This is a genomic window from Mesorhizobium sp. M7A.F.Ca.US.014.04.1.1, assembly GCF_003998745.1.
GTDB classification, from domain to species: domain Bacteria; phylum Pseudomonadota; class Alphaproteobacteria; order Rhizobiales; family Rhizobiaceae; genus Mesorhizobium; species Mesorhizobium ciceri.
Window position 1 is genome coordinate 1 of record NZ_RZRW01000052.1, and the last position, 17771, is coordinate 17771.

General features: G+C 62.9%; 17 protein-coding genes. 1 reads left to right on the forward strand and 16 read right to left on the reverse strand.

Annotated features, from left to right (window positions below; translation table 11 throughout):
• Positions 1-571, forward strand: a 571-nt coding sequence (gene lipB, locus EOA22_RS05765; protein WP_127389876.1) for a lipoyl(octanoyl) transferase LipB, incomplete at its 5' end; no start/stop codon positions are given.
• Between the two features lie 20 nt (positions 572-591).
• Here the strand turns inward: lipB and EOA22_RS05770 are convergent.
• From EOA22_RS05770 to EOA22_RS05845, 16 genes are all read right to left on the reverse strand, one after another.
• Positions 592-1842, reverse strand: a complete 1251-nt coding sequence (locus tag EOA22_RS05770; RefSeq protein ID WP_024501354.1) for a peptidase M50 — start codon at positions 1840-1842, stop codon at positions 592-594.
• A gap of 518 nt (positions 1843-2360) precedes the next feature.
• Complete coding sequence (locus tag EOA22_RS05775; RefSeq protein WP_027160544.1) at positions 2361-3044, reverse strand: ABC transporter ATP-binding protein; 684 nt, start codon at positions 3042-3044, stop codon at positions 2361-2363.
• The gene (locus EOA22_RS05780; RefSeq protein WP_013531108.1) at positions 3041-4327 is read right to left on the reverse strand and encodes a lipoprotein-releasing ABC transporter permease subunit; all 1287 of its coding nucleotides are present in this window, start codon (positions 4325-4327) and stop codon (positions 3041-3043) included. Before EOA22_RS05780 ends, EOA22_RS05775 begins: the two co-directional genes overlap by 4 nt.
• Positions 4324-5652, reverse strand: a complete 1329-nt coding sequence (proS, locus tag EOA22_RS05785; RefSeq protein WP_063168231.1) for a proline--tRNA ligase — start codon at positions 5650-5652, stop codon at positions 4324-4326. Before proS ends, EOA22_RS05780 begins: the two co-directional genes overlap by 4 nt.
• A gap of 632 nt (positions 5653-6284) precedes the next feature.
• Positions 6285-6569, reverse strand: coding sequence for a DUF1467 family protein (locus EOA22_RS05790; protein ID WP_013531106.1), 285 nt, complete (start codon positions 6567-6569; stop codon positions 6285-6287).
• Positions 6566-6970 (reverse strand): methylmalonyl-CoA epimerase, encoded by a 405-nt coding sequence (gene mce, locus EOA22_RS05795; protein ID WP_063168232.1) that lies wholly within the window; start codon positions 6968-6970, stop codon positions 6566-6568. The genes EOA22_RS05790 and mce overlap by 4 nt, the downstream gene beginning before the upstream one ends.
• A 110-nt stretch (positions 6971-7080) precedes the next feature.
• A complete protein-coding gene (locus tag EOA22_RS05800) occupies positions 7081-8751 on the reverse strand; it encodes a ribonuclease J (protein ID WP_013531104.1) in 1671 nt (556 codons plus the stop codon).
• A 117-nt stretch (positions 8752-8868) separates the two neighbouring features.
• Positions 8869-9690 (reverse strand): biotin--[acetyl-CoA-carboxylase] ligase, encoded by an 822-nt coding sequence (locus EOA22_RS05805; protein WP_063168233.1) that lies wholly within the window; start codon positions 9688-9690, stop codon positions 8869-8871.
• A 5-nt stretch (positions 9691-9695) separates the two neighbouring features.
• Entirely contained in the window at positions 9696-11132 is a 1437-nt protein-coding gene (gene nuoN / locus EOA22_RS05810; RefSeq protein ID WP_063168234.1) for an NADH-quinone oxidoreductase subunit NuoN, read from the reverse strand.
• An 18-nt stretch (positions 11133-11150) separates the two neighbouring features.
• Positions 11151-12656, reverse strand: a complete 1506-nt coding sequence (locus EOA22_RS05815; RefSeq protein ID WP_063168235.1) for an NADH-quinone oxidoreductase subunit M — start codon at positions 12654-12656, stop codon at positions 11151-11153.
• Positions 12656-14629, reverse strand: a complete 1974-nt coding sequence (gene nuoL / locus EOA22_RS05820; protein ID WP_063168236.1) for an NADH-quinone oxidoreductase subunit L — start codon at positions 14627-14629, stop codon at positions 12656-12658. Before nuoL ends, EOA22_RS05815 begins: the two co-directional genes overlap by 1 nt.
• 10 nt (positions 14630-14639) lie before the next feature.
• Positions 14640-14948: an NADH-quinone oxidoreductase subunit NuoK gene (gene nuoK / locus EOA22_RS05825; protein ID WP_010910101.1), complete on the reverse strand. Its 309-nt coding sequence runs from the start codon at positions 14946-14948 to the stop codon at positions 14640-14642.
• 1 nt (position 14949) lies between these two features.
• A complete protein-coding gene (locus tag EOA22_RS05830) occupies positions 14950-15570 on the reverse strand; it encodes an NADH-quinone oxidoreductase subunit J (RefSeq protein ID WP_013531099.1) in 621 nt (206 codons plus the stop codon).
• A 122-nt stretch (positions 15571-15692) separates the two neighbouring features.
• Positions 15693-16184: an NADH-quinone oxidoreductase subunit NuoI gene (gene nuoI / locus EOA22_RS05835; protein ID WP_013531098.1), complete on the reverse strand. Its 492-nt coding sequence runs from the start codon at positions 16182-16184 to the stop codon at positions 15693-15695.
• Positions 16184-17227: an NADH-quinone oxidoreductase subunit NuoH gene (gene nuoH / locus EOA22_RS05840; RefSeq protein ID WP_013531097.1), complete on the reverse strand. Its 1044-nt coding sequence runs from the start codon at positions 17225-17227 to the stop codon at positions 16184-16186. Before nuoH ends, nuoI begins: the two co-directional genes overlap by 1 nt.
• Positions 17228-17229: 2 nt before the next feature.
• Positions 17230-17771: molybdopterin-dependent oxidoreductase (locus EOA22_RS05845; protein WP_164755265.1), on the reverse strand; the 542-nt coding region annotated here is incomplete at its 5' end.

The following is a 17771-nucleotide window of genomic DNA, read 5'->3' on the forward strand; positions in this document are numbered from 1 at the left end:
ACACCCGCCGCTCTACACGGCCGGCACCAGCGCCCGTGGCGAGGATCTGATCGACGCCAGCCGTTTCCCGGTTTTCGCGGCAGGACGCGGCGGCGAATACACCTATCATGGGCCGGGCCAGCGGGTCGCTTACGTCATGCTCGACCTGAAGCGGCGGCGCGAGGATGTCCGCGCCTTCGTCGCGGCGCTCGAACAGTGGATCATCGGCACGCTTGCCGCTTTCAATGTGCGGGGCGAGCGCCGCGAGGACCGGGTCGGCGTCTGGGTCGTGCGGCCGGATCGCCCTGCTCTGCCGGACGGCTCGCCGGCGGAGGACAAGATCGCGGCCATAGGCATCCGGCTGCGGCGCTGGGTGAGTTTTCACGGCATCGCCATCAATGTCGAGCCCGATCTCGACCATTTCAGCGGCATCGTGCCTTGCGGCGTGCAGGACCACGGCGTCACCAGCCTCGTCGACCTAGGCCTTCCCCTGACCATGGCCGATCTTGACTTGGCGTTGAACTCCGCCTTCGAGGATGTGTTCGGTCCCGCCACGGCGTTGCCTGTCGAAGCCGAGCGCAAAGCCGGCTGATCTTCCGGATCCGGTACGGCTCAAATCAGTTGGGCAGAGGCCCACAACACGCCATAGCCATGGATGGCGAACACCGCCAGCAACGCCGCCGCCATGGCCAGCCGGTCGATGGTACGGATCGGCTTCAGCTCGTGACGCGGCTTCACCCCACTGCTCATCGTCAGCAGGCTGAGGAGCGAAAACACCGCTCCCGTCGCGAGCAGGAAGGTGGCGGAAAAGCCGGCCTGCCAACCCACGGCCAGGAAAGCCGAGAGCAGGAAGAAGGAAGCCAGCGCCAGCGCGACCGGTCCCGGACAGATCTGGCGCAGCACCTGGCCGCCGTCGAACTTCCACACCGGCACCAGATTGGCGATGTTGAACAGTGCGGCGAAGCCCGCCAGGGTCGCCAGCAGGGCCGCCGCCAGCCGGTGACCTTCCGCGCCGGCAAAGGTGCTTGCGGCGATGGCGATCGGCACCAGGAAGGCCGAAAAGCCGGCGCCCATCAATGCCACGAAAGCCACTTCGAAACGGCTGTCATAGGGCCGCCCGCCAATGGCAATGCCGCCGAGCAGCGGAATGAAGATCATCCGTGCACGGTTGTGGCCCATCAGCCGGAACGCTGCCATATGGCCAAGCTCATGCAGGGCGACCACCGATGTGAGGATCGCGGCCAGTGCCAGACCGCCGAAGTGAAGGCCGAAGAATGGCCACAGGATCAGCGCCGAAAGCCCGGCAAAGCCGACCTGGCTGAGCGGATGCTCGAACCAGCCGCCCTTGCGATACTTTCCGGTCCGCGCCCAGCGCTGCAGCTTGGAGAGTTCGCGGCGCAGGGCGAAATAGCGGAACACCAGGAAGGCAACGCCACGATAGCGATCGGTCTGGCTGAGCGTCACCCGCGTGCTGTTGCCTTCCGAAACGAGTTCGGCGGTTTCGCGAAAATCCTTCCAGAACGAAGCGTCGAGTGCCGTATCCTCGATGACACGCATCGAGAAGCGGCTGCCTTCGACGACGTCTTCAAACCGCGACTTGCGTTCGATCGGCTTGCCGTCGCGACCTTCCCAGGACAGCGTGATGCGGGCCACGCCCTCGCCGTCCGGGGCCTCGGCGGACAGGATCTCACCGGACCAGCCGGCATCGCTGCCGAGCGGCCACAGCGCCTGCCAGAGGCGCTGCCGATCCATCGCCACCAGACGGGTCAGCCGGACCGTGCGCAAACCAAGCGGCACCGTCATCAACAGAAAGATCAGCCCGAGATTGCTGGCCACCAGAATGGCCGTGACGATGGGCGACACCTGGACGTTGCTCCCTGTCTTGCCGGGGCACTCTAACGTCGCTGCGGCAAGAAAAGCTTAACGGCGGAGCGGTCTTCGACCGCATGGGACCCACGGCGGCGAACGCCGCCAAATCACATGGCTCCAATCCAGATCGCCATGGAGACGAGAAAGGTGCTCATGCAAACCAGTGAGATGACATCCTGAACCAGATCGGTCATAACTCTCTCCTGTTGTTGATATGTTCGTATTTTGTTCTAATTTTGTTTCAAAGTCAACGGACACAATCCGGCCGTGTCCGAATTTCCGGGCGATCAAATCGGCAGGGTTAAGAAAAGGTTGACGGGCGAACGACGGTTGCCCAGCGCCGACCAGGGCACGACGAGACTGGGGTCAGGCCGAGCCGAGAATGGTGGATTTCGAGAACCGGAGCGGAGCGTACTTTTGGGTACGTGAGCACCGTTCTACCGCGACGGGGTAGAACGGGAAGCGCAGGAAGCCGCCTTTCGCAGGCCGGCCTCCCCCAGTATCGCCGTGCCCTAGAGCGGCACCACTTTACCGTCGGCCAACGTGACGCGACGGTCCATGCGCGATGCCAGCTCGTGATTGTGGGTGGCGATCAGCGCCGCGAGGCCCGATTGCTTGACCAGCGCCGCCAGCGCCTCGAACACATAGGACGCGGTGACCGGGTCGAGATTGCCGGTCGGCTCGTCCGCCAGCAGTACCAGCGGCGCATTGGCGACCGCACGCGCAATGGCGACGCGCTGCTGTTCGCCGCCGGAGAGCTCGGACGGCCGGTGCGCCGCGCGTTTGCCGATCTGCATGTAATCGAGCAGCTGCGCCGCGCGCTCGGCCGCGTCCTTGCGGCTGAGCCCCTTGATGAGCTGCGGCATCATTATGTTTTCCAGCGCCGAGAATTCCGGCAGCAGGTGATGGAACTGGTAGACGAAGCCGACATCGTTGCGGCGGATCGCCGTGCGCTCGTCGTCGGACAGCCGCCCGCAGGCGCGGCCGGCCAGGATGACGTCGCCGGCGTCGGGACGCTCCAGCAGGCCGGCGGTGTGCAGCAGCGTCGACTTGCCGGTGCCAGACGGCGCCACCAGCGCCACCATCTCGCCGCGCTTCAGCGAGAAGTCCGCACCATTGAGAATGGTGAGTTTTCGCGGTCCCTGGACGTAGTGCCGCTCGACGCTCTTCAGCTCGATAATGACCTCGGCCACTATTCGTACCTCAAGGCTTCGACCGGATCGAGACGCGCGGCGCGCCATGCCGGAAACACCGTTGCCAGGAAGGACAGGCCGAGCGCCATCAGGACGACATAGGTCGTCTCGCGCGGATCCATCTTCGCCGGCAACTGGCTGAGGAAATAGAGTTCAGGATTGAACAGCACCTTACCGGTCATCCACGAGAAGAACTGGCGGATCGATTCGATGTTGGTGCAGATCAGTACGCCGAGCAGCACACCGGCAAGCGTGCCGGTCACGCCGATCGCCGCACCCGTCATCAGGAAGATGCGCAGGATGGCGCCGCGCGACGCCCCCATGGTGCGCAGGATGGCGATGTCGTGGCCCTTGTCCTTCACCAGCATGATCAGGCCGGAGATGATGTTCAGCGCCGCCACCAGCACGATCAGCGTCAGGATCATGAACATGACGTTGCGTTCGACCTGCAGCGCGGAGAAGAAGGTCTCGTTGCGCTGGCGCCAATCGACCATGTCGATCGGCCGCTGCGCCGCCGCCTCCACTTTCGGTTTCAGCGCATCGACATCGTCTGGATTGTCGACATAAATCTCGATCGTTTGCGCCCGCCCGTCCATGTTGAAATAAAGCTGCGCTTCGGAAAACGGCATGTAGACGATGGACGTGTCATATTCGGACATGCCGACTTCGAAGATCGCCGCGATCTTGTAGCCCTTCATGCGCGGCGTGGTGCCGATCGGCGTCACGTCGCCGTCGGGCGAAATCAAGGTGATGGTATCGCCAAGCGTCAGGCCGAGATTCTCAGCCATGCGCTTGCCGATGGCAACGCCCTCGCCAGAATCGAAATCGGCGATCGAACCCTGCTTGATGTTGCTGGCAACGATGGCGATCTTGCTCAGATCCTCGCCGCGTATGCCGCGAACCAGCGCTCCGGTTCCGCCGCCGACATTGCCTTGCGCAAGCACCTGGCCATCGATCAGCGGGATGGCGTATTTAACGCCTGCTACACCGTTGATGCGGCTGGCGACCTGCGCATAGTCCTCCAGCGGCGAATCGAGCGGCTGCACGATCAGGTGGCCGTTGACGCCGAGGATGCGCGTCAAAAGCTCTGCCCTGAAACCGTTCATCACCGCCATGACCACAATCAGCGTGGCGACGCCCAGCATGATGCCCAGAAACGAGATCGAGGCGATCACCGAGATCACCGTCTCCTTGCGCCGCGAACGCAGATAGCGCCAGGCGACCATGCGCTCGAAGATGGAAAAGGGTCCGGCGCCGACCGATCTTGCCGCCACCGCCTCGCTCATGCGGCGACACCGAAGCGCTTCTTCGCATCCGCGATCGGCAGCGTCTCGCGCTCACCGGTCTTGCGGTTCTTGATCTCGATCTCGCGGGCGGCGACACCGCGCGGTCCGACGATCACTTGCCAGGGAAGACCTATCAGGTCGGCGGTGGCGAACTTGCCGCCGGGCCGCTGGTCGGTGTCGTCGTAGAGCACGTCCTTGCCGGCGGCGACGAAAGCGGCATGCAGTTCGTCGCAGACGCCGTCGCACTCGGCGTCGCCCGCCTTCATGTTGATCAGTCCGATGTCGAACGGCGCCACCGCGTCCGGCCAGATGATGCCGTTGTCGTCATGGCTGGCTTCGATGATCGCCGCGACCAGCCGCGACGGACCGATGCCGTAGGAGCCGCCGGAGACGAAATGATCCTTGCCGTCGGGTCCGGTCACCTTGGCGCCCATGGGCTTGGAATATTTGTCGCCGAAATGGAAGATGTGGCCGACCTCGATGCCGCGCGCCGAAACCTTGTCGCTCTCGCCGATCTTCTCCCACGCCGCCTCGTCATGCATCTCGTCGGTGGCGGCGTAGGGCGTCGTCCATGTTTTGACGATGTCGGCGATCTCGGTGTCGTTGGCAAAATCGGTGTTGGCGCCGGGCACATCGAGCGCAAGATAGTCGCGGTGGCAGTAGACCTGGCTCTCGCCGGTGTCGGCCAGGATGATGAATTCATGGCTGAGATCGCCGCCGATCGGCCCGGTGTCGGCCCGCATCGGTATAGCCTGCAGCCCCATGCGCGTAAAAGTCCGGAGATAGGACACGAACATCCTGTTGTAGGCCGCCTTGGCGCCTTCGAAGTCGAGGTCGAAGGAATAGGCGTCCTTCATCAGGAACTCGCGCGACCGCATGACGCCGAAGCGCGGCCGCACTTCGTCGCGGAACTTCCACTGGATGTGGTAGAGATTGAGCGGCAGGTCCTTGTAGGACTTCACATAGGCGCGGACGATCTCGGTGACCACTTCCTCATTGGTGGGGCCGTAGAGCATGTCGCGGTCCTGCCGGTCCTTGATGCGCAGCATCTCCTTGCCGTAGTCGTCATAGCGGCCGCTTTCGCGCCACAGATCGGCCGACTGGATGGTCGGCATCAGGATTTCCAGCGCACCGGCGCGATCCTGCTCCTCGCGGATGATGCGGCATACCTTGTCCAGCACCCGCTTGCCGAGCGGCAGCCACGAGAAACTGCCCTGCCCCTGCTGGCGGATCATGCCGGCGCGCAGCATCAGCCGGTGCGAGACGATCTCGGCCTCGCGCGGATTTTCTTTGAGGATCGGCAGGAAATAGCGCGACAAACGCATGGGCAGGTCCGTGAGTGAGGAGGGTCGCGTCAGAATCGGCGCGACTTTGGCTTGCTTGACCCGGCTTCATAGCCATTTCAAGGCGGAATGGGAACCCGGACGCTTCGGCCCGAAAAGCGGAATCGATTTCCAAAAAACATGGGTAGCCGGGATCAGAAGCGTCGCACCGCCGTTCGCCCGTCCAGAAGACCCATGGCGCTGCAAGGCCTCCCGGTCACTGTGCGCGTCTTGGTGATCGTTCGCCAAGCAACGCCTGCCACACTATTGTGCAGTGCAGCACGAGAATGCCCGTTTCAAGGCAAAATTCTTCGTGACATTTTCATTCGCCTTAGGCTAATGTACCTCGATAACCGAGAGGGCAGAAAAAAATCTGCTCTCCTACGCGGTCAAAGTCTTGGGAGGATGCGATCTAGGCGCGGTTACTCGCTGCCGCCGGAAACCGGAAACAGATCGGACGCGTTTAAATTGCAAGGCCTCGTGCCTTGCATTTTTTTTGTGCAATCATCTGCTTAGCGCAACGCGTTGCCAAACCACCTTACCCAGCGTCAGCGCTCGTCAGGCCGCAAAACGGCACGACGTTCCCCGCCGAAACCCGCCCGGTCCGACATATGAAAACGCCGTCGCTGGACAGTCTATTTAGCCGGCGTCTGGCTGAATTCCGGCACGATGTGCGGGATGTCGTTGAGGCTGTATCCCAGCCCATGCGTCAGGCCATAGAAAATGCCCATCAGGATCGCGGTGGCGATGGTGGTGCGGATCACGGCGCGTAGCATGTGAGGCCCACGCGGCGCGCTCGGAACCGTGCCGAGCGTCACGTCGTGATCGTCGTCCTGCGTCCTCACGCTGAACGGCAGCACGGCGAACAGCACCACCCACCAGGTCGCGAAAAACAGGGCGGTGAACGAAACCCAGCTCATGATTGCTCCAGTTCGATCAGCGTGCCGAAGAAATCCTTCGGATGCAGGAACAGCACCGGCTTGCCGTGCGCGCCGATCTTCGGATTGCCGTCGCCCAGCACGCGGGCGCCGGCGGCCTTGAGCTGATCGCGCGCGGCCAGGATGTCGTCGACCTCATAGCAAAGGTGATGCATGCCGCCGGAGGGGTTCTTCTCCAGGAAGGCGGCGATCGGCGATCCCTCGCCCAAAGGCTCCAGAAGTTCGACCTTGGTGTTGCCGACATTGACGAACACCACCGTCACCCCGTGCTCCGGCAGTGCCTGCGGCGCCGTAACCTCCGCGCCGAGCGTGTTGCGGTAGGCCGCTACGGCAGCAGCCAGATCCGGCACGGCAAGCGCGACATGGTTCAGACGTCCGAGCATAGGTTTTCCTCAGGGCAGTATGGCAATAGGGCAGTATGGCAATAGGGGAAAAGCTGACCTGCCTCGTATCGAAATCCCTACTGCCCTACTCCCTTACTGCCCCACTCCCCTCAGCGAGTGACGAACACCGTCACCAGCGGCTTCTTGCCCCAGGCTTCGTTGGCGGCGCCGCGCACGGCGCGCCGCACTGCTTCCTGCACCAGGTCGAGGTCTTTTCGGCGCTGACGGGGGATCGAGTCCACCGCGCCGATTGCCGCATCGATCATCAGATCTTCCAGCGACTCGCCACGGCCATCGGCCTCGGCGACGCCGATGGCGACCAGATCGGGGTCGCCGGCAAGCTCATATTTGTCGTCCAGCACGACATTGACCGCCACGTGGCCGGCAAAGGACAATTTGCGCCGGTCGCGGATGCCCATCGCCTGATCGGTGCCGATCAGTCTGCCATCCTTGTAGATACGGCCGAACGGCACCTGATCCATGATGGTGGCTGGGCCGGGAGCAAGCCTGAGCATGTCGCCGTCGCGCACCTGCGCCACCTGGCCGATGCCCGATGTCGACATCAGCGAGCCCTGCGCCACCAGATGTGCCGCCTCGCCATGCACGGGAACGCCGATCTGCGGGCGCACCCATTCATACATCTTGCGCAATTCGCTGCGCCGCGGATGGCCGGAGACATGCACCAGCGCATCGCCGTCCTCGATGATCTTGACGCCGAGGTCGATGAGACGGTTCTTGATCTCGAGGATCGCCTTCTCGTTGCCGGGAATCGTACGCGAGGAAAACACCACCGTGTCGCCTGCCGTCAGCGACACCGACTTCATCTCTTCGCGCGACAGCTTGGCCAGTGCGGCCAGCGGCTCGCCCTGGCTGCCGGTGCAGATGATGACCAGGTTTTCGCGCGGGATGAAACCAAAATCCTCCTCGGCGATGAACTCCGGCAGACCGTCCATGTAGCCGAGTTCTCCGGCCACATCGATGACCCGCTTCAGCGAACGGCCAAGCACCAGGCACTGGCGTCCGGCATCGCGCGCCGCTTTGGCGATCGAGACGATACGTCCGACATTGGAGGAGAACGTGGTGACGGCGACACGGCCCTTGGCAGCCTGGATGACGCCCTTGAGGCCCTCGCCCACAGCCACTTCCGAAGGCGACTCGCCTTCGCGCAGCGCATTGGTCGAATCGCAGATCAGCGCCAGAACGCCCTTGTCGCCATAGGCGCGGAAACGCGCCTCGTCGGTCTTCGGCCCGATCGTCGGCTCCGGATCGATCTTCCAGTCACCGGTATGGATGACGGTGCCTGCCGGCGAGGTGATCGCCAGCGACATCGGCTCGGGAATCGAGTGCGCGACCGGAATGGCTTCGATCTCGAAGGGGCCGACGGTGAATTTCTCGCCCGCCCGGTAGATCGTGACCGGTATTTTCGGTGCGCCCTGCTCGCCTTGCCGCTTGGCTTCCAGCAGGCCGGCGCTGAACGGCGTCATCCAGACCGGCGCCTTCAGCTTCGGCCATGTGTCGAGCAGCGCGCCGTAATGGTCTTCATGCGCATGCGTGATGATGATGCCGCGCAGATTGGCGAGGTTCTCCTCGATGAAGCGTGTGTCGGGCAGCACCAGGTCGACGCCCGGCAGGCTGGCATCGGGGAAGGTCACTCCGACATCGATGACGATCCATTCGCGCGCGCTGGGCGGCCCGTAGCCGTAAAGAGCGAAGTTCATGCCGATCTCGCCGACGCCGCCGAGCGGCACGAAGACGAGTTCGGCGTTTTCCGCTTTCGCCATGATTTTTCCCTTCCTGGCCCTCAGGCCAAGCTCAAAAGCAATTCCGGGAAAAGTGTGTAACGGTTTTCCCACCGGAGTTGCGCAAAAACAAACAGTTAGAACCGTTCATGAACGGCCCTATGCCCTGGCCGAAGCGACCGCGCCGAAATGCACATCGCCGGCGGCGATCGTCCGAACCGAACCTTCATCGTCGCGGATCACGAAACGGCAGTCCTCGTCAATGGTCTCAAACACCCCGCGCACCACATTACCGTCAATTCTGACGGCAACCTCGCCGCCGAGCCCCGCGGCACGATCAAGCCACCGTCGCCTGACGGCGGCAAGTCCGCGCCCCTCATCCCACAATCGGGCATTCTCGCTCCAGGCATCCGACAGCGCCAGGAACAGTGTTTCCGCATCGCATGCCGCGCCCAGCGCGCGCAAGGAAGTTGCGGGATACGGCAAATCCTCAGGGTATGCCACCACATTGACGCCGATGCCGACCGCCACTCCGAAACGGCCGCCCTCGAGGATTGCCGATTCCAGCAGGATGCCGGCCAGCTTGGCGCCGGAGGCAAGCACGTCGTTCGGCCATTTCAGCTCGAAACGGTTTTTTCCTTCGCTGCCACCGTCGAGGCCAATGGCGATCCGGCCCTTCGGCACCACGGCATCGAGTGCATCGGCCAGCGCCAGTCCTGCGACGAAGCCCAATGTCGCGGCAAGGCGAAGCTCTGCCTTGGTGATGACGAGCAGCGTCGCCGCCAGGTTGCCTTCCGGGGTCGCCCAGACGCGGCCGCGCCGGCCACGCCCGCTTTCCTGCTTCTTGGAAACGACCCACAATTTGCCGGCGTCGCCTGCCCTTGCGTGGTCCAGTGCCAGCGCATTGGTGGAGCCGACGCTCTCATGCGCCTCGAGCCGGAACCCTTCCGACGCCGAGGTTGGAGCCAGCCGAAATGCCATGCCGTCTAGAAAAACGTCTTGGCGGCGGCTTCGGCATAGGTGCCGATCGGCCCACCGATCAACACGTAGAACAGCACGAAGGCGCCGGAGACGCCGAGCACGACACGCAATTCCGTCGCCATCGGCACGAAGCCGCCGACCGGTTCGTCGAACCACATGATCTTGATGATGCGCAAATAGTAATAGGCGCCCACCACCGAGGCCAGCACGCCGATGATCGCCAGCGCGTAGAGATTGGCGTTGATGGCGGCGAGGAAGACGTACCATTTCCCCCAGAAGCCGGCGAGCGGTGGAATGCCGGCGAGTGAGAACATCAGGATGGTCAGGATCGTCGCCATGACCGGATTGGTCGACGACAGGCCGGCCAGGTCGCTGATCTGCTCGACATTGCCTTCCTTGCGCCGCATGGCGAGGATGAAGGCGAAGGTGCCGAGCGTCATCACCAGATAGATCAGCATGTAGATGGCAACGCCGCGCACGCCGGCCTGGCTGTTGGCGGCAAGGCCGACCAGCGCGTAACCCATATGGCCAATCGAGGAATAGGCCATCAGGCGCTTGATGTTGGTCTGCCCGATTGCGGCGAAGGAGCCGAGTGCCATCGAGGCGATCGAGATGAAGACGATGATCTGCTGCCAGTCGGCGGCGATTGGCTTGAACGCGCCCATGGTGACGCGCACGATCAGTGCCATCGCCGCCATTTTCGGCGCCGCCGCCAGGAAGGCCGTCACCGGAGTCGGCGCGCCCTCATAGACGTCAGGCGTCCACATGTGGAACGGCACCGCGGAAATCTTGAAGGCAAGGCCGGCCAGCACGAAGACGAGGCCGAAAACGAGGCCAAGCTGGCGCTCGCCGCTGCCGAGTGCCGTGGCGATTTCCTGGAAGCCGGTGTTGCCGGTGTAGCCGTAGACCAGGCTGATGCCATAGAGCAGCATGCCCGACGACAGCGCACCGAGAACGAAATATTTGAGGCCCGCTTCGGTCGAGCGCAGATTGTCGCGGTTGATCGCGCACAGCACATAGATCGCCAGCGACTGCAGCTCGAGGCCGAGATAGAGGCCGATCATGCTGTTGGCCGAGATCATCAGCATCATGCCGAGCGTGCACAGCAGGATCAGCACCGGATATTCGAACTTGTCGAAACGCTCCGCCTTGGCGAAGCGCATCGACATCACCAGCGTCACCGCCGAGCCAACCAGTGCCAGCACCTTCATGAAGCGGCCGAAGGAATCCTGGATGAAGGCATTGCCATAAGCGCTGCCCTGCCCGGTTCGGAAGATCAGCCAGGCGCCCGCGATCGCCAGCACGGCAACCGCAAGGCCGGTTACCGTGTTGGCCGTGTTGGCGCGCGAACAGGCTCCGACCATCAGCAGCGCCAGCGCGCCGACGGCAAGGATCAGCTCTGGCGTCGAGAGCGACAGGCTGGAGAGAAGGTCCGGCGTCATGGTTCGCAAAACCTCTGGTCAGTTCGCCGCCGCGGTCTGCGCGGTGCCGATGGATGCAGTGACATTGGTGACGAGCGACTTGACCGATTGGGCCGTCGCGTCGAAGACCGGGGCGGGATAGACGCCGAAGAAGATGACCAGCACGACCAGCGGGTAGATGATCACCTTCTCGCGCGGCGACAGGTCGAGCAGTCCCTTAAGGCTCTCCTTGGTCAGTGCGCCGAAGATCACCCGGCGGTAGAGCCAGAGCGCGTAGGCGGCCGACAGGATGACGCCGGTGGCGGCGAAGAACGCCACCCATGTGTTGACCCGGAACACGCCGAGCATGGTCAGGAACTCGCCGACGAAGCCGCTGGTACCGGGCAGGCCGACATTGGCCATGGTGAAGATCAGGAACACCGTGGCGTATTTCGGCATGTTGTTGACCAGCCCGCCATAGGCCGCGATCTCACGTGTGTGCATGCGGTCGTAGATGACGCCGACGCACAGGAACAGCGCGCCGGAGACGAGGCCGTGGCTGAGCATCTGGAAGATCGCGCCCTGCACGCCTTCCTGGTTCATGGCGAAGATGCCCATGGTGACGAAGCCCATATGAGCAACCGACGAATAGGCGATCAGCTTCTTCATGTCCTCCTGCATCAGCGCCACCAGCGAGGTGTAGATGATGGCGACGACGGACAGCGCGAAGACCAGCGGCGCGAACATTTCCGACGCCAGCGGGAACATCGGCAAGGAGAAGCGCAGGAAGCCGTACCCGCCCATTTTCAACAGGATGCCGGCCAGGATGACGGAGCCCGCCGTCGGCGCCTCGACGTGCGCGTCGGGCAGCCATGTGTGCACCGGCCACATCGGCATCTTCACCGCGAAGGAGGCGAAGAAGGCAAGCCATAGCCAGGTCTGCATGTTGGCCGGGAAGTTGTGGGTCAGCAGCGTCGGGATGTCGGTTGTTCCGGACTGGAAGAACATCGCCATGATGGCGAGCAGCATCAGCACCGAACCGGCGAGCGTGTAGAGGAAGAACTTGAACGAGGCGTAGACGCGCCGCTTGCCGCCCCAGACGCCGATGATGATGAACATCGGGATCAGGCCGGCTTCGAAGAAGACGTAGAACAGCACGATGTCCAGCGCGCAGAACACGCCGATCATCAGCGTTTCGAGCAGCAGGAAGGCAATCATGTAGGCCTTGACGCGCTTCTCGATCGATTCCCACGAGGCCAGGATGCAGAGCGGCATCAGGAAGGTCGTCAGGATGACGAACAGCATCGAGATGCCGTCGACGCCCATATGGTAGGAAATGCCGGAATCGAGCCAGGCGACCTTCTCGACGAACTGGAAGCCGGACTGCGAATTGTCGAATCCGGTCCAGATGAACAGCGAGATGATGAACGTGAAAGTCGTCGTCAACAGCGCGATGGCGCGGATGTTGCGGCGTGCATTTTCGCTGTCGTCATTGATGAACAGGATAAGCAGCACACCAACCAGCGGCAGGAAGGTGACCAGCGAGAGGATTGGCCAGGCGGTCATCAGAGCATCATCCAGGTGACGAGTGCGGCAACGCCGATCAGCATGGCGAAGGCGTAGTGGTAGAGATAGCCGGTCTGCAGCTTGACGACGCGGTTGGTGACATCGACGACACGCGCCGAGATACCGTCGGGGCCGAGGCCGTCGATGACGGTGCCGTCGCCGGTCTTCCACAGGAAATGGCCAAGGCGCTTGGCGGGCCGCACGAACAGGAAGTCGTAGAGCTCGTCGAAATACCACTTGTTGAGCAGGAAGGCGTAGAGCCCGCGATGCTGCGCGGCCAGGTTGACCGGCATTTCCGGCGAGCGGATGTAGAATTTCCAGGCCAGCGCGAAGCCGATCAGCATGGCGATGAAGGGCGACAGTTCGACCCACAGCGGCAATTCGTGGATGTCGTGCAGGATGTGATTGTCAGGCAATGTGAACAGCGATGCCTTCCAGAACTCGGCATAGCCCTCGCCGATGAAGGCGTTGTGGAAGATGACGCCGGCAAACAGCGCACCCGCAGCCAGGATGAACAGCGGCACCAGCATCACCGGCGGCGATTCATGGACATGGTGCATGACCTCATGGCTCGCCCGCGGCTTGCCGTGGAAGGTCATGAAGATCAGCCGCCAGGAGTAGAAGGAGGTGAAGCAGGCGGCGATGACCAAAAGCACGAAGGCCATGCCGGCAACCGAATTGTGGCCGGCAAAGGCGCTCTCGATGATGGCGTCCTTGGAGAAGAAGCCGGCGGTGCCGATGACCGTCACCGGAATGCCGACGCCGGTCAGCGCCAGCGTGCCGATCACCATCATCCAGTAGGTGGTCGGGATCAGTTTCCTGAGGCCGCCCATATTGCGCATGTCCTGCTCGTCGGACACGGCGTGGATGACCGAGCCCGAGCCGAGGAACAGCAGCGCCTTGAAGAAGGCATGCGTGAACAGGTGGAAGATCGCCGCGCCATAGGCGCCGACGCCGAGCGCCACGAACATGTAACCGAGCTGCGAGCAGGTCGAATAGGCGATGACGCGCTTGATGTCGTTCTGGACGAGACCGACGGTGGCCGCGAAGAAGGCCGTGAAGGCACCGATGAAGGTCACGACCGTCAGCGCCGAATGCGACAGTTCGAACAGCGGCGACAACCGCGCCAGCATGAACACGCCCGCCGTCACCATGGTGGCGGCATGGATCAGGGCCGAAACCGGCGTCGGGCCTTCCATGGCGTCCGGCAGCCAGGTGTGCAGCGGCACTTGCGCCGACTTGCCCATGGCGCCCATGAACAGGAGCAGGCAGACGATCGTCATGGCCGCCTGCTTGTCCAGCGCATGGCCAAGGAAAGTCAGCACCGCGGCACCCTGCGGTGCACCTTCGGCCGGGATGAACGTCGCCGCATTGGCGAAGATGGTGCCCAGATTGACCGAGCCGAACAGCACGAACACGCCGAAGATGCCGAGCGCGAAGCCGAAATCGCCGACGCGGTTGACGACAAAGGCCTTGATTGCCGCGGCATTGGCCGACGGCTTCTTGTACCAGAAGCCGATCAGCAGATAGGACGCCAGCCCCACCCCTTCCCAGCCGAAAAACATCTGCACGAGGTTGTCCGCCGTCACCAGCATCAGCATGGCGAAGGTGAACAGCGACAGATAAGCGAAGAAGCGCGGCCGGTTCGGATCGTGGTGCATGTAGCCGATCGAATAGATGTGGACCAGCGCCGACACGGTGTTGACCACCACCAGCATGACCACCGTCAGCGTGTCGATCCGCAGCGCCCAGGACGCTTCCAGCCCACCCGACTGTATCCAGCGCAGCACGGGCACGGTGAACACCTCGCCATGGCCGAAACCGACGGTGAAGAACGCGACCCACGACAGCACGGCCGCGATCACCAGGAAACCCGAGGTGATGTATTCGGACGCCTTGGCGCCGAGCGACGTGCCGAACAGGCCGACGATCAGGAAGCCGAGCAGGGGAAGGAAGACGATGGCCTGATACATGGTGGTTCCGTCAACCCTTCATCATGTTCACGTCTTCGACCGCGATCGAGCCGCGGTTGCGGAAGAAGACGACGAGAATGGCAAGTCCGATGGCGGCTTCGGCCGCCGCGACCGTCAGCACGAACAGCGCGAACACCTGGCCGACCAGATCGCCGAGTGCTGCCGAAAAGGCGACGAAGTTGATGTTGACCGCCAGCAGGATCAGCTCGACCGACATCAGGATGACGATGACGTTCTTGCGGTTCAGGAAGATGCCGAACACGCCGAGCGTGAACAGAACAGCCGATACGGTCAGATAATGTGCGATGCCGACAACCATCTCAGAGTCCCTCGCCTGTCTTGACCTTGCGGATTTCCATGCCGGTCGCCGGTGTGCGGCCGACCTGGGCTGCGATCGACTGCCGCTTGACGCCTGGCTTGTGGCGCAGCGTCAGCACGATGGCGCCGATCATGGCGACCAGCAGCACGAGGCCCGAAATCTGGAAGTAGTAGAGGTAGTCCGTATAGAGGATGTCGCCGAGCGCGGCGGTATTGGTCCGCGTGGCAAGATCCGGAATGGGCTTGGAGACCGTCGAAGCGAGCTGCGGCGCGAAGGTGTAGCCGCCGAGAACCACGATCAGCTCCGCCGCCAGGATCAGCCCGACCAGCGCGCCGATCGGCGCATATTGCAGGGCGCCGCTCTTCAGTTCGGCGAAATCGACGTCGAGCATCATGACGACGAACAGGAACAGAACCATCACCGCGCCGACATAGACGACGAGCAGGATCATCGCCAGGAACTCGGCGCCGGTCAGCATGAACAGGCCGGCGGCGTTGAAGAAGGTCAGGATCAGGAACAGCACCGAATGCACGGGGTTGCGCGACGAAATGACCATGAACGCCGATGCCACCGCGACAAAGGCGAAGAGGTAGAAAAAGGCCGCCTCTAGTCCACTCAACATTGGGGATCCCCCGGGTTCCTGTACAAACAGGACAACCGTCCTGTTTCGATGTTTGCCGCCTCAGGCCGCAAGTTTCGTTGTGTCCTTAGACGAGGCCCCTCGCCCCGTCCATGCGTCAAATATCAGCGGTAGGGCGAGTCCAGCGAGATGTTGCGCGCCAGCTCGCGCTCCCACCGGTCGCCATTCGCCAACAGTCTGTCCTTGTCGTAGTAGAGTTCCTCGCGCGTCTCCGTCGCGAACTCGAAATTCGGCCCCTCGACGATGGCGTCGACCGGGCAGGCTTCCTGGCAGAAGCCGCAATAGATGCACTTCACCATGTCGATGTCGTAGCGCACCGTGCGGCGCGTGCCGTCATTGCGGCGCGGGCCGGCCTCGATGGTGATGGCCTGCGCGGGGCAGATCGCCTCGCACAATTTGCAGGCGATGCAGCGTTCCTCGCCGTTCGGGTAACGGCGCAACGCATGCTCGCCGCGGAAGCGCGGGCTGGTTGGCCCCTTCTCGTGCGGATAGTTGATCGTCTCCTTCGGCGCGAAGAACTGGCGCATCGACAGGAAGAAGGCGCTGACGAAATCCTGCAGCAGCAGCGATTTGGCGGCTTGGGAAAGAGCGGACATCACGCAAACCCCGTGATCTTGAGGAAGGCCGCGGTGGCGACCACCATGAACAGCGAGATCGGCAGGAACACTTTCCAGCCAAGCCGCATCAATTGGTCGTAGCGGTAGCGCGGCACGAAGGCCTTCACCATGGAGATGCCGAAGAACACGAAGCAGACTTTCAGCACGAACCAGATGACGCCCGGCACCCAGGTGAACGGCGCGAAGTCGAACGGAGGCAGCCAGCCGCCGAGGAACAGGATGGTGGCCAGCGCGCACATCAGCACGATGGCGACATACTCGCCGAGGAAGAACAAAAGGAACGGGGTCGACGAATATTCGACCATGTGGCCGGCGACCAGTTCCGATTCGGCTTCGACCAGATCGAAGGGCGGGCGGTTCGTCTCGGCCAGCGCCGAGATGAAGAAGATGATGAACATCGGGAACAGCGCCAGCCAGTTCCAGTCGAGGAAGGTGTTGGGCAGGCCAAGCCGCGTACCAATTCCATCATGCTGCGACAGCACGATATCGGTGAGGTTGAGCGAGCCGGCGGTGAGCAGAACGGTGACGATGACGAAGCCGATCGAGACTTCGTAGGACACCATCTGCGCGGCCGAGCGCAGCGCGCCGAGGAACGGATATTTCGAGTTCGACGCCCAGCCGCCCATGATCACGCCGTAGACCTCGAGCGAGGAGATGGCGAAGACATAGAGGATGCCGACATTGACGTTGGCGATCGCCCAGCCGTGGCTGACCGGGATGACCGCCCAGGCCGAGATCGCCAGCACGGCCGACACCAGCGGCGCCAGCAGAAACACGCCCTTGTTGGCGCCGGACGGGATGACCGGCTCCTTGAAGACGAACTTCAACAGATCGGCGAAAGCCTGCAGCGTGCCCCAGGGGCCGACGACGTTCGGGCCACGGCGCAATTGCACCGCCGCCCAGATCTTGCGGTCGGCGTAGAGGATGTAGGCGACGAAGATCAAAAGAACGACGATCAGCACGACTGACTTCAACAGGATCAGCAGCGCCGGCAGCACGTAGAAGGAGAAGAAAGTGTCCATGCTTATTCCGCCGCCTGCTTGAAGCCGCTCTTGGCCAGTGCCGAGCATTCCGCCATCACGGCCGATGCCCGCGCGATCGGGTTGGTCAGGTAGAAATCCTTCACCGGCGAGGTGAAGGTGCCCTTGTTCAGCCGTCCGCCGAGCTTCGCCACCTCGGCGATATCCTCGGCATTGCCGGCCGCGACCTGGTCGATACGGGCCAGATGCGGGTATTCGCCATAAAGCTTGGCGCGCAGCTGCGGCAGCGAATCGAACGGCAGTTTCTTGCCCAGCACATCCGACAGCGCCCGCAGGATCGCCCAGTCCTCGCGCGCCTCGCCCGGCGCGAAGCCGGCGCGGTTGGTCTGCTGCACACGCCCTTCGGTGTTGACATAGGTGGCCGATTTTTCCGTGTAGGCGGCCGCCGGCAGGATGACATTGGCGCGGTGCGCGCCCTGGTCGCCATGCGTGCCGATATAGACGACGAAGGCGCCGCCGGTCTTGGCCATGTCGATCTCGTCGGCGCCGAGCAGGAACAAGAGCTCCATTTCGCCCAGCATGCCGG

Excerpts from the sequence above, each read along its gene's own strand:
- EOA22_RS05780 (WP_013531108.1), bottom strand. The coding sequence starts at position 4,327 with ATGAGCGAGGCGGTGGCGGCAAGATCGGTCGGCGCCGGACCCTTTTCC.
- proS (WP_063168231.1), bottom strand. The coding sequence starts at position 5,652 with ATGCGTTTGTCGCGCTATTTCCTGCCGATCCTCAAAGAAAATCCGCGC.
- EOA22_RS05790 (WP_013531106.1), bottom strand. The coding sequence starts at position 6,569 with ATGAGCTGGGTTTCGTTCACCGCCCTGTTTTTCGCGACCTGGTGGGTG.
- mce (WP_063168232.1), bottom strand. The coding sequence starts at position 6,970 with ATGCTCGGACGTCTGAACCATGTCGCGCTTGCCGTGCCGGATCTGGCT.
- EOA22_RS05800 (WP_013531104.1), bottom strand. The coding sequence starts at position 8,751 with ATGGCGAAAGCGGAAAACGCCGAACTCGTCTTCGTGCCGCTCGGCGGC.
- EOA22_RS05805 (WP_063168233.1), bottom strand. The coding sequence starts at position 9,690 with ATGGCATTTCGGCTGGCTCCAACCTCGGCGTCGGAAGGGTTCCGGCTC.
- nuoN (WP_063168234.1), bottom strand. The coding sequence starts at position 11,132 with ATGACGCCGGACCTTCTCTCCAGCCTGTCGCTCTCGACGCCAGAGCTG.
- EOA22_RS05815 (WP_063168235.1), bottom strand. The coding sequence starts at position 12,656 with ATGACCGCCTGGCCAATCCTCTCGCTGGTCACCTTCCTGCCGCTGGTT.
- nuoL (WP_063168236.1), bottom strand. The coding sequence starts at position 14,629 with ATGTATCAGGCCATCGTCTTCCTTCCCCTGCTCGGCTTCCTGATCGTC.
- nuoK (WP_010910101.1), bottom strand. The coding sequence starts at position 14,948 with ATGGTTGTCGGCATCGCACATTATCTGACCGTATCGGCTGTTCTGTTC.
- EOA22_RS05830 (WP_013531099.1), bottom strand. The coding sequence starts at position 15,570 with ATGTTGAGTGGACTAGAGGCGGCCTTTTTCTACCTCTTCGCCTTTGTC.
- nuoI (WP_013531098.1), bottom strand. The coding sequence starts at position 16,184 with ATGTCCGCTCTTTCCCAAGCCGCCAAATCGCTGCTGCTGCAGGATTTC.
- nuoH (WP_013531097.1), bottom strand. The coding sequence starts at position 17,227 with ATGGACACTTTCTTCTCCTTCTACGTGCTGCCGGCGCTGCTGATCCTG.